Source organism: Pseudomonas sp. GD03875 (genome assembly GCF_029840585.1).
Lineage (GTDB): Bacteria > Pseudomonadota > Gammaproteobacteria > Pseudomonadales > Pseudomonadaceae > Aquipseudomonas > Aquipseudomonas paralcaligenes.
In genome coordinates, this window is the sequence record NZ_JAOCCV010000025.1 from 13,639 (window position 1) to 24,399 (window position 10,761).

Sequence of the window (10,761 nt, forward strand, 5' to 3'; positions counted from 1 at the left end):
TTTTCGTACAGACCCTAGAACCTGTTTACGGTCTTTCCGAGCCTGGCCAGCCGCTCGGTTTGTCCCTAAGACTGAGCTATAGGCCCGTCATGCCGGCGTAGGCCGATATCCAGGTGCCCGCGCCGAGTCGCCTGGTGGTTTTCTGGACCCCGGCCTGCGCCGGGGTGACGGGTTGGAAAGCAAGGCTTCAGTACAAGAGCCGTGTTGCTCAAAAGATCGTAAACGAGCTCTTAGATACGGAAGCTGTCGACCAGGTGCTTCAGGCGCGAGGCCTGCTGCTCCAGGTCGCCGCAGGCGCGCAAGGTGGCCTGCAGGTTCTCCACGCCTTCCTGGTTGAGGGTGTTGATCTCGGTGATGTCCATGTTCAGCGAGTCGACCACAGCGGTCTGCTCCTCGGTCGCGGTAGCCACCGACTGGTTCATCCCGTCGATCTCGCCGATGCGCTGGGTCACGCTGCCCAGGCGCTCGCCGGCCTGGTTGGCGATGGTCACGCTCTCCTCGCTGTAGCGTTGGCTCTCGGTCATGGTGGTGACCGATTCGCGGGCGCCCACCTGCAGTTCCTCGATCATCTTCTGGATTTCCTGCGCCGACTCCTGGGTGCGGTGTGCCAGGTTGCGCACTTCGTCCGCCACCACCGCGAAACCGCGCCCGGCCTCGCCGGCGCGCGCCGCCTCGATGGCCGCGTTGAGCGCCAGCAGGTTGGTCTGCTCGGAAATGCTCTTGATCACCTCGAGGATCTGGCCGATGTTCACCGTCTTGCCGTTGAGTGTCTCGATGTTGCGGCACGAGGCGCTGATCTTCTCCGACAGCTCGTTCATCGCGGTGATGGTCTTCTCCAGCACCTGGCTGCCGTCCTCGGCCAGGTGACGGGCGTCGGAAGCCTGGTGCGAGGCGTCGGCGGCGTTGCGGGCGATTTCCTGGGCGGCGGCGCCCAGCTCGTTGATCGCCGCCGCCACACTGTTGGTGCGGCTGGCCTGTTCGTCGGAGTTGGCCATCGACGAGTTGGAAGCGTTGACCACCAGCTTGGCCACTTCGTTGAGCTGCTGGGTGGCCGAGGACACCTCGCGGATCGAGCCGTGGATGCGCTCGACGAACTGGTTGAAGGACGACGCCAGTTCGCCGAATTCGTCGCGGCTGTGCACGCTCAGGCGCTTGGTCAGGTCGCCTTCGCCCTTGGCGATGTCGCTCATGGCGCGGCCCATCAGGTGCAGCGGCTGCATCAGCACACGGATCAGCATGCCCAGCAGCAGGATGATGATCACCACGGCGATCACCGTGGCGATGATGGCCGAGGCGCGGAATTCGGTGAGCATGGCGTAGGCGGCGGACTTGCTGACCGACAGGCCGATGTACCAGTCGACCGAGGGCAGGCCCTGGACGTGGGCGAAGGTGAGGATGCGGGTCTCGCCGTCGAGTTCGGATTCGCTGAACTCCGAGCTGATGCGCGGGGTGTCCTTGGGATAGACGTCCCTGATCGTCTTCATCACCATGTCCTTGTTCGGGTGAACGAGGATCTTGCCGTCGGCGCTGACCAGGAATGCGTAGCCGATGCCGTCGAAGTCCAGCGAGTTGATGATTTCGACCAGGGTGTTCAGGCTGAGGTCGCCGCCGACCACGCCGGCGTTGCCCGCCGGGGTGGCGATGGTGATGATCAGGTTGCCGGTGGCCGCATCGATATAGGGTTCGGTGAGGGTCGAGCCGCCGGCGCTGACTGCGTCCTTGTACCAGGGACGGGTGCGCGGGTCGTAGTCGGCCGGCATCTCGTCCTCCGGGCGCATGGTGAAGTCGCCCTGCGGAGAGCCCAGGTAAGTGAAGGCGAAGGTCGATTTGAGCGCGGGGCGTTCGAGGATCGAGGCCAGTTCGTCCGGCGAGGTATCCGCCGAAACCGACTGGGCCACGCTCTCCACCAGCAGGATGCGCCCGGAGAGCCAGTGCTGGATGTTGCTGGCGGTGACGCTGCCCATCTCCTGGAGGTAGCTCTCCAGGTCCTGTCGGATGGCGCTTCGCTGCAGGTAGTCGTTGTACAGGGTGAACAGCGAGAACGCGGCGATCACGACAAGTGACGCGGCGAGGAGGATCTTGTGGCTGAACTTCAGATTCTGGGTCATGGTCACTTGCGTCCGGTAAGGTCTGGCAGCAGTCTTGTAAGCAGTGGGTGCTCGAGTTATTGAGTGGCGCCCTATTTATAACGACCTTATTGCAGTAAAGCTTTAGCTTGAGGGATGGCAAGATGCCTGTATCCGATTCTTTGATTCTCGGCGCCGACCCGCAGGGGCAGCCGATCGCTCAGGCACTGCGCCTGGCCAACCGTCACGGACTGGTGGCCGGCGCCACTGGAACCGGCAAGACGGTGACCCTGCAGCGCCTGGCGGAGCTGTTCAGCGATGCCGGCGTGGCGGTGTTCGCCGCCGACATCAAGGGCGACCTGTGCGGCCTGGGCGCCGCCGGCAATCCCCAGGGCAAGGTGGCCGAGCGCATCGCCAGCATGCCCTGGCTGGAGCACCATTCCCAGGCCTATCCGGTCACCCTGTGGGACGTGGCGGGCAAGAGCGGCCATCCCCTGCGTACTACCCTGAGCGAGATGGGGCCGCTGCTGCTGGGCAACCTGCTGGAGCTGACCGACAGCCAGCAGGCCGCGTTGTATGCCGCGTTCCAGGTGGCCGACCGGGAAGGCCTGCTGCTGCTCGACCTCAAGGACCTCAAGGCCCTGCTCAACCACCTCAAGGACAATCCCGAGCTGCTGGGCGAGGACCGTGCCCTGTTCGCCGGCGCGTCCGCCCAGGCGTTGCTGCGCAGACTGGCGACCCTAGAGCAGCAGGGTGCGGAGGCACTGTTCGGTGAACCGGCGTTGCAACTGGAGGACATCCTTCAACCTGATCGCGACGGCCGGGGTCGCATCCATCTGCTGGACGCCAGCCGTCTGGTCCACGAAGCCCCCAAGGTCTACGCGACCTTCCTGCTGTGGCTGCTGGCCGAGCTGTTCGAACAGCTGCCGGAGCGCGGCGATGCCGACAAGCCGGTGCTGGCGCTGTTCTTCGACGAGGCGCACCTGCTCTTCTCCGGCACGCCGAAGGCGCTGCAGGAGCGCCTGGAGCAGGTGGTGCGGCTGATCCGTTCCAAGGGCGTGGGCGTATATTTCGTCACCCAGTCGCCGAGCGACCTGCCGGACCAGGTGCTGGCCCAGCTCGGCCTGCGCATTCAGCACGGCCTGCGCGCCTTCACCGCCAAGGAGCAGAAGTCGCTGCGCGCGGTGGCCGACGGTTTCAGGCCGAACCCTGCGTTCGACAGCCTGAGCGTGCTCACCGAACTGGGCATCGGCGAGGCGCTGGTCGGCACCCTGGAGGAGAAGGGCACTCCGGCCGTGGTGCAGCGGGTCGCCATCGCCCCGCCGCAGTCGCGCATCGGGCCGCTGAGCGAGGCGGAGCGGGCGGCACTGTTGCGCAGTTCGCCGCAGGCAGGCCGCTACGACAAGCCGGTGGACCGCGAGTCGGCCTACGAGATTCTCATGGCCCGTGCTGCCGAGGCGCCCGTGGAAGCGCCAGTGGCGAAGGGCAAGGCCGGCAAGAACGCCGATCAGGGGCTGGGCGACATGGCAGGCGAGCTGCTGGGTGGCCTGGCCAGCCAGGTGATGAAGACGGCCGTGCGCCAGGCCGCCAACCAGATCGGTCGGCAGCTGGTTCGCGGCCTGATGGGGTCATTGCTGGGCGGCAGTCGCCGCCGCTGAGCGGCGCTGGAAGGGCCGGGCGTCCGGCCTATTCCGTCTCGCGGGCCTTTTCGATCTTCTGCAGTTCCTGCTGGAACGCCTGGTCCAGCAGACTGGGCCTCTTTCTCCAGGGCTTGCGCTCCGGATCGGGCTGGGCGGCGTAGGTCACTACTTCGCCGCCATAGACATCCTTGTAACGTTGCGCCTGGCGATCCAATTCCGCGCGCAATTCGTCTTTCGTCACATGTTCACCATTCGGGCTGCGGGAATCGCCTGCAGCCATGAGTATTGCCGGAAGTTCTGGAAAGTATGAGAGCGGCGCGATTATAGCGACAGCCTCGGACATTGTCAGAGGCGGTCTTGATGCACGGCCGTACTTCCTGAGAGGCGCTGGGGCGCGGGGAGTTCATGGATTATTGCCGCCGTACAGTGCGCTCCTGCGTTCGCTGGATACCGACGAAGGCCTGATGATTCGTGGCGTAGAGCCATATTGCCCATATGGGCGAGTTGTCTCTTTTGCATTGTCAGGGTGCTTTATCGAACGCCGCCCTGACAATGCACATTTATATAGTCAGCCGAGCAGACCGAGTTCGCGAAGTTGTCCGACGATGAGATCGGCGGCTTCCTCGGCGCTGTGTTTCAGTGTTTCGATGCGGATTTCGGGACTTTCCGGCGCCTCGTAGGGCGAGTCGATACCGGTGAAGTTCTTCAGTTCGCCTCGCCGCGCCTTCTTGTAGAGTCCCTTGGGGTCGCGCTTCTCCACTTCATCCAGAGGCGTGTCGACGAATACTTCGACGAATTCCCCTTCCGTTACCAGGTCCCGGGCCAGCTGGCGTTCGGAGCGGAACGGCGAGATGAAGGCGGTGACCACCATCAGCCCGGCATCCACCATCAGTCTGGCGACTTCGCCGATGCGGCGGATGTTCTCCACCCGGTCGGCAGCGGTGAAGCCCAGGTCCTTGTTCAGGCCGTGGCGCACGTTGTCGCCGTCCAGCAGGTAGGTGTGCACGCCCAGGGCGTGCAGGCGCCGTTCCAGCAGGTTGGCAATGGTCGATTTGCCGGCGCCGGACAGGCCGGTGAGCCAGATCACGCAGGGCTTGTGGCCGTTGAGCCGGGTGCGCGCCGTCTTGTCCACCTCCAGGGCCTGCCAGTGGATGTTCTGCGAGCGGCGCAGGGCGAAGTGCAGCATGCCGGCACCCACGGTCTGGTGGGTGAAGCGGTCGATGACGATGAAGCTGCCCATGTCGCGGTTTTCCGCGTAGGGGTCGAAGGGCGTGGCGCGGTCCAGGCTCAGGGTGCAGACGCCGACCTCGTTCAGACCGAGGGTGCGGCACGGCAGCTGGTCGAGGCTGTTGACGTCGATCTGGTACTTCGGCTGGCCGAGCGCGCCGCCGATGCTGCTGGCGCCCAGCTTGATCAGGTACGGCCGCCCTGGAAGCATGGCTTCCTCGCTCATCCATACCACGGTGGCCTCGAACTGGTCCGCCACCGCTGGCGGAGCGTCGGCGGCGGCGATCACATCGCCCCGGCTGATGTCGATCTCGTCGTCCAGGGTCAGGGTCACCGATTGGCCGGCGATGGCTCGTTCGAGATCGCCGCCGAGGGTGACGATGCGCCGTACCCGGCTGGTCTTGCCCGATGGCAGCACGCGGATGGCATCGCCTGGACATACGCTGCCGCCAAGGATGCGCCCGGAGAAGCCGCGGAAATCCAGGTCCGGCCGGTTGACCCATTGCACCGGCATGCGCAGCGGCGCGTCCTCGCGGGCCTGTTCCAGCTCCACCGTCTCGAGGAACTGCATCAAGCTCGGGCCGCGATACCAGGGGGTGTTCGGGCTGGGCTCGGTGATGTTGTCGCCGCGCAGAGCGGACAGCGGAATACTCTGGATGTGCTCGATGCCGAGCTTGCTGGCGAAGGCCCGGTAGTCGGCGTCGATCTGCTCGAACACTTCCTGGGAATAATCGACCATGTCCAGCTTGTTGATCGCCAGCACCACCCGGCGGATGCCGATCAGCGACACCAGGTAGCTGTGCCGGCGGGTCTGGGTCAGCAGGCCCTTGCGCGCGTCGATCAGGATCACCGCCACGTCGGCGGTGGAGGCGCCGGTGATCATGTTGCGGGTGTACTGCTCGTGGCCGGGGGTGTCGGCGACGATGAACTTGCGCTTCTCGGTGGCGAAGAAGCGGTAGGCCACGTCGATGGTGATGCCCTGCTCGCGCTCGGCGGAGAGGCCGTCCACCAGCAGCGCGAAGTCCAGTTCGCCGCCCTGGGTGCCGTGTTTCTTCGAGTCGCTCTCCAGGGCGCTGAGCTGGTCTTCCAGCAGGGCCTTGGCCTCGTACAGCAGGCGGCCGATCAGCGTGCTCTTGCCGTCGTCGACGCTGCCGCAGGTGATGAAGCGCAGCAGGGTCTTGTCCTGGTGCGCCCGGAGGTACTGCTCGATGTCCTCTTCGATGAGCTGGGTCTGCGCATTCATCAGAAGTACCCCTCGACTTTCTTCTTTTCCATGGAGCCGGCGCTGTCGTGGTCGATCACCCGGCCCTGGCGTTCGCTGGTGGTGGCCAGCAGCATCTCGCGGATGATCGCCGGCAGGCTGTCCGCCTGCGACTCTACCGCACCTGTCAGCGGGTAGCAGCCCAGTGTACGGAAGCGCACGCTCCTCAGCTCGGGTTGTTCGCCGCCGTGCAGCGGCATGCGCTCGTCGTCGACCATGATCAGCACGCCGTCGCGCTCCACCACGGGGCGCCGTTCGGCGAAGTACAGTGGCACGATCGGAATCCGTTCCAGATAGATGTACTGCCAGATGTCCAGTTCGGTCCAGTTCGACAGGGGAAAGGCGCGGATGCTCTCGCCCTTGTGCTTGCGAGCGTTGTACAGGCGCCAGAGTTCCGGACGCTGGGCCTTGGGCTCCCAGCGGTGCTGGGCGCTGCGGAAGGAGAATACCCGCTCCTTGGCCCGGGACTTCTCCTCGTCGCGGCGGGCGCCGCCGAACGCCAGGTCGAAGCCGTACTTGTCCAGGGCCTGCTTCAGGCCCTCGGTCTTCCACAGGTCGGTGTGCAGGGCCGATCCGTGGGTGAAGGGGTTGATGCCGCGGGACAGTGCCTCCTGATTATGGTGGACCAGCAGCTCCATGCCCGATTCGCGGGCCATCAGTTCGCGCATCTCGTACATGGCGCGGAATTTCCAGGTGGTGTCCACGTGCAGCAGCGGGAAGGGCGGGCGCGAGGGGAAGAAGGCCTTGCGCGCCAGGTGCAGCATCACCGCGCTGTCCTTGCCGATGGAGTAGAGCATCACGGGGTTTTCCGCCTCGGAAACCGCTTCGCGGAAGATGTCGATGCTCTCCGCCTCCAGGCGTTCAAGATGGGTCAGGGGCATGTCGGGTGCCTCATGGTGGCCGGTACTGCTGTTCATGGAGTACCGCCCGTCCCTTCGTCCTGAAGAGGCGGGAGCGGCGTTGGGCAGGAAAAGGCGCGGCGGCCGTGGCCGCCGCGCGGGGGCTCAGTCGTTCTTCTTGAATTGCCGGGCGAATTCCCAGGCGGCCTGGCTGGCGGAGAAGTTACCGCCGTACAGCTTGCGGTTGCGCCGGCTGTCGCCGCCCGGCCAGACGTGCTCGCCGTTGGGGATCAGGCGCAGCTGCAGCGCGGCCTTGCCCCTGCAGTTCCAGGTGGTCAGCTCGGAGCCGTCCGGCAGATCCTTCTCGCTGGCGTCCGCGTTGCAGCCGTGGGCGCTGGCGATCATCCGCAGCGAATCCGGCACCGAGCGGTGGTCGACTCCGGCGATGGCGTTCTCGCCCCGGCCACCCTTGAAGGGCACGTTGCTGTCCTTGCCGCCGTGGATGTGCAGCACGGGGATGTTCTTCGCCCCGGGACAGCTGTTCAGCGCCAGGGTGCCGGACACCGGCACGATGGCGGCGATGTCGTCGGGCAGTTCGCAGGCCAGGCGGTAGGCCATCATGGCGCCGTTGGAGATGCCGGTGGCATAGACCCGCGAGCGGTCGAAGCTGTGGTGGCTGGCGATGTCGGCCAGCATGGCGTGGATGAAGGCGACGTCGTCGACCTTGCGCTCCACCGCCTGGCCGCAGCAGCGCCCGGCGTTCCAGGTGCGCCGGTTGGGCAGCAGGCGGGCGCCGGTGCCGTTGGGGTAGACCACCAGGAACCCGCTGGCCTGGGCCACCTTGTTCATGCCGGTGGTGCGTTCGGTCTCGTCGGCGTTGCCCAGGCCGCCGTGCATCACGATCATCAACGGCATCGCTTCCTGGCCCGAGCCCTTGGGCACGAACAGCTTGTAGCTGCGTTCCGCGCCGGCGATCTGCATGCGGTACAGCTCGCCCTCGGCGGCCGTGGCCCGGCCGGCGCACAGCGCCAGGCCGAGGATGAACAGGGGAATCAGGCGCATGGCGCTCTCCTCAGTAGTCTTCTTCGGCCCGCTGGACGCTGGCCACGTCCATGGCCGCGTCTTCCAGTTCGAGCACCACGCCGAGGTCGCTGCGCAGCTCGACCAGCACCGCCTCCAGCCACTGGATGTCCGTCTCGATCTTCTGGCGGAACTTGACGATTTCCTTGAGGCTGAGGTTTTCCGAGGGCCGCCCCTGGCCGTCGAACAGCAGGCGCACGCTGGCGGCGATCTCGCGGTTGCCGCTGAGGTGGGACAGCTCGCGGTCCAGGTAGTGGCGCACGCGGCTGGCCTGCACGCGTTTCTGCAGGTCGTCGCGCAGCACCTGCAGGTGCGCTGGCAGTTCGGGGAGCAGGTCGCTCGGGGTGCTGATGTTGCCCAGCCGGGTACGGGTTGGCATGGCTCGTCTCGCTCAGTGGGAGTAACCGAACTCGAGCGCGAGGCGCTGGACTTCCGGTTTCAGGCAGGCGCCGTCCATGCGCCAGGGCAGGGGCGCGCGCAGCGGCGGTTGTTTCGGCCGGTGCGGTTCGAACACCGGGTTGCGCAGGTAGTTCGGGTCGTTGCCGAACAGCGCGTTGATCGGGCCGACGGTGGCGAAGGGCGACAGCTCCGGGTGGAGCATGTCCTCCAGCGCCTCGAAGTCTTCGCGCAGGCCGAGCCAGCGGCAGATGCGCGGCAGGCACTGCAGCGGGTCGGCCATCACGTCCTCGCCGCGCACGTGCATCTTCTGCCGGGCGGGAATCTTCTCCAGCAGCTCCATGATGTTCAGGTTGATGTCGTGCCAGGCGATCTGCGGGTCGATCAGCGCCTGTCCGTCGCAGTAGTCGATGGAGTTCACCGACAGCGCGTAGCCGCCGTCCTGGATCTTCATCACCGAGTTGCCCTGGTTGGTCGGGTGGCGGGTCAGGTGCAGGTAGAAGGCGTCCGGGTAGTTCTCATAGATGCGCTGCAGGTACACCGGGCTGACCACGTGGGCGGGGCTCTTGTCGATGGCCATCAGCGGCGACACCGCGTCGACGATCTCGCGGAACACCTGGATGCCGCTGCGGTTCTGCCGCGCCGCCACCCAGTGGTTGGCCATCACCACGGCGGCGCTGCTCTGCTCGCCGGCGTAAATCTCCGCCACCGCGCGCAGGATGCCGTGGCGCTGGAAGCGCGACATGCCGGTCTTGTCCTGGCCGTCCTGCCACATCTCGATGAGCCGGTCGACGGTGAACAGGTTCAGCTCCGGCAGGCCGTAGGCCTGCGGATGCTGGCCCAGCATGCCGGCGATCAGCGAGGTGTAGGACCTCGGCAGCGCCAGGATGAACAGCGGCTGACGCATCAGGCCTTGCCCGCGAAACCTTCGACGAAGGGAACCTCGAAGCACTTCTCGTGCATGATCGGGCCGTGGCCGAAGTAGCCGTCCTCGCCGAACAGCTCGCCGTGGTCGGCGGTGATGATGAACCAGGTGTTCTCCGGCGCCTTCTCCATCAGCTTGCCGATCAGGCCGTCGACGTACTCCACGCAGCGCACCTGCTGCTGGCGCAGCATCTCCATCTGCTCCTGATCGAAGAACGCGTCGCTGTCCGCGGCGTTGTGCTGGGCCTCGCCGCCCAGGGTCTTGAACACCCCGTGCACGCCGGAAATGCGCGGCAGGTTCTCGTCCTTGAGCATGTAGGGGTAGTGGGTCTCGCCCAGGTTGAGGAAGTAGTAGTGCGGCTCGTCCTCGGGGAAGGTCATCTCCTCGACCATGCCGGCGAAGTCGTTGTGGTTGCTCATCAGCTTGTAGTCGTCGAAGTGCTGGTTGATCGCGGTCTGCTGGTTGAGCACCGGCATCGACACCCGGGCGACGGTGCGGTAGCCCAGCTGGCCGAGCACCTTGGGCAACGACAGCTCCGGGATGAAGTCGCGGAACGACACGTCGGCGATGCCGGTGCGCTCCACCCACTGCACGAACTCCTCCTTGTACACCTCCGAGGCGTAGACCTCGCGCGGCGTGCTGTGCGGCAGCATGCCCATGGTGAAGGCGTAGTGCGACGGCGCCGTCCAGGAGGCATAGGAATAGCGCTTCTCCACCTGGCCGACGCGCTCGATGTTCGGGGTGCTGGCCGCCATGCAGGAGTCGTAGCGGCAGCTGTCCATGATGATGAAGACGATGTGGTTGATGGGCGCGCTCATGGGGTTGTCCTCTCTGGGCTGATTCAACGGGGGTGGGTCAGCGCGGGGCGCTGCGGCGGGCGGGTGACGGGGGAGCGGTCGGCGGGACCGCCTGGCAGGCCAGGGGACGGCGATGAGGGGTTGGGGCGTCCATACCTTGCTCCTTAAGTGCTCGTTGGGCCGCGCCGAGCCGGCGGCTGCCGGGCCCGGCGCAGGACCGAACCACCGATGTGGCCGTGCCCCTCCCGGGGAAGGGGTGCGACACGCCGGAATTCTGATTCAATCGAGTGCTGGTTTTTTGACTTATTTATTTTTGTGTTGTGTGTCTGGATGGAATTTTGACATTATTTGAGCGCTGGTGTTAAGTAGCCAGCAGCAGAGTTTTTGCCTTGATGTGTTCCGAGTCGCACTGTATCGGTTCAGGTCATTGAAAGTTCAAAGAAAAATAAAACTGTGCTGTTGCCTTGCGTCATGGATCTGTCTGACGTGCCGCGCCGCCGCCCGCCGAATCGGGTGTCGTCGAGGCCGGT

General features: G+C 65.5%; 9 protein-coding genes. 1 reads left to right on the top strand and 8 read right to left on the bottom strand.

Translation table 11 applies throughout. The annotated features are described in order from the left end of the window. Positions 1-230 precede the first annotated feature (230 nt). Complete coding sequence (locus N5D30_RS19220; RefSeq protein ID WP_279905030.1) at positions 231-2,108, bottom strand: methyl-accepting chemotaxis protein; 1,878 nt, start codon at positions 2,106-2,108, stop codon at positions 231-233. 122 nt (positions 2,109-2,230) lie between these two features. Between N5D30_RS19220 and N5D30_RS19225 the strand changes: the two genes are divergently transcribed. Continuing rightward, positions 2,231-3,724 carry a helicase HerA-like domain-containing protein gene (locus N5D30_RS19225; protein WP_279910249.1) on the top strand — a complete coding sequence of 498 codons (1,494 nt, stop codon included), beginning with the start codon at positions 2,231-2,233 and terminating at the stop codon, positions 3,722-3,724. Positions 3,725-3,752: 28 nt separating this feature from the next. Here the strand turns inward: N5D30_RS19225 and N5D30_RS19230 are convergent, their stop codons facing one another. The 7 genes from N5D30_RS19230 to N5D30_RS19260 form a co-directional block, all read right to left on the bottom strand. Then, positions 3,753-3,947 carry a hypothetical protein gene (locus tag N5D30_RS19230; protein ID WP_279910291.1) on the bottom strand — a complete coding sequence of 65 codons (195 nt, stop codon included), beginning with the start codon at positions 3,945-3,947 and terminating at the stop codon, positions 3,753-3,755. A gap of 327 nt (positions 3,948-4,274) precedes the next feature. Further along, positions 4,275-6,176 carry a sulfate adenylyltransferase subunit CysN gene (gene cysN / locus N5D30_RS19235; RefSeq protein WP_279910250.1) on the bottom strand — a complete coding sequence of 634 codons (1,902 nt, stop codon included), beginning with the start codon at positions 6,174-6,176 and terminating at the stop codon, positions 4,275-4,277. Continuing rightward, positions 6,176-7,111, bottom strand: a complete 936-nt coding sequence (gene cysD, locus N5D30_RS19240) for a sulfate adenylyltransferase subunit CysD (RefSeq protein ID WP_279910251.1) — start codon at positions 7,109-7,111, stop codon at positions 6,176-6,178. The genes cysN and cysD overlap by 1 nt, the downstream gene beginning before the upstream one ends. Before the next feature lie 87 nt (positions 7,112-7,198). Beyond that, positions 7,199-8,095 carry a PHB depolymerase family esterase gene (locus N5D30_RS19245; RefSeq protein ID WP_279910252.1) on the bottom strand — a complete coding sequence of 299 codons (897 nt, stop codon included), beginning with the start codon at positions 8,093-8,095 and terminating at the stop codon, positions 7,199-7,201. A gap of 10 nt (positions 8,096-8,105) precedes the next feature. Beyond that, positions 8,106-8,492, bottom strand: coding sequence for a hypothetical protein (locus tag N5D30_RS19250; RefSeq protein WP_220812754.1), 387 nt, complete (start codon positions 8,490-8,492; stop codon positions 8,106-8,108). Between the two features lie 12 nt (positions 8,493-8,504). Continuing rightward, entirely contained in the window at positions 8,505-9,416 is a 912-nt protein-coding gene (locus N5D30_RS19255; RefSeq protein ID WP_279910253.1) for a sulfotransferase, read from the bottom strand. Then, positions 9,416-10,252 (bottom strand): sulfatase-like hydrolase/transferase, encoded by an 837-nt coding sequence (locus N5D30_RS19260; RefSeq protein ID WP_220812756.1) that lies wholly within the window; start codon positions 10,250-10,252, stop codon positions 9,416-9,418. The genes N5D30_RS19255 and N5D30_RS19260 overlap by 1 nt, the downstream gene beginning before the upstream one ends. Positions 10,253-10,761 lie beyond the last annotated feature (509 nt).

Bases quoted from the DNA above. Each gene is read 5' to 3' on its own strand.
- N5D30_RS19220 (WP_279905030.1), bottom strand. From the start codon at position 2,108: ATGACCCAGAATCTGAAGTTCAGCCACAAGATCCTCCTCGCCGCGTCA.
- N5D30_RS19225 (WP_279910249.1), top strand. From the start codon at position 2,231: ATGCCTGTATCCGATTCTTTGATTCTCGGCGCCGACCCGCAGGGGCAG.
- cysN (WP_279910250.1), bottom strand. From the start codon at position 6,176: ATGAATGCGCAGACCCAGCTCATCGAAGAGGACATCGAGCAGTACCTC.
- cysD (WP_279910251.1), bottom strand. From the start codon at position 7,111: ATGAACAGCAGTACCGGCCACCATGAGGCACCCGACATGCCCCTGACC.
- N5D30_RS19245 (WP_279910252.1), bottom strand. From the start codon at position 8,095: ATGCGCCTGATTCCCCTGTTCATCCTCGGCCTGGCGCTGTGCGCCGGC.
- N5D30_RS19250 (WP_220812754.1), bottom strand. From the start codon at position 8,492: ATGCCAACCCGTACCCGGCTGGGCAACATCAGCACCCCGAGCGACCTG.
- N5D30_RS19255 (WP_279910253.1), bottom strand. From the start codon at position 9,416: ATGCGTCAGCCGCTGTTCATCCTGGCGCTGCCGAGGTCCTACACCTCG.
- N5D30_RS19260 (WP_220812756.1), bottom strand. From the start codon at position 10,252: ATGAGCGCGCCCATCAACCACATCGTCTTCATCATCATGGACAGCTGC.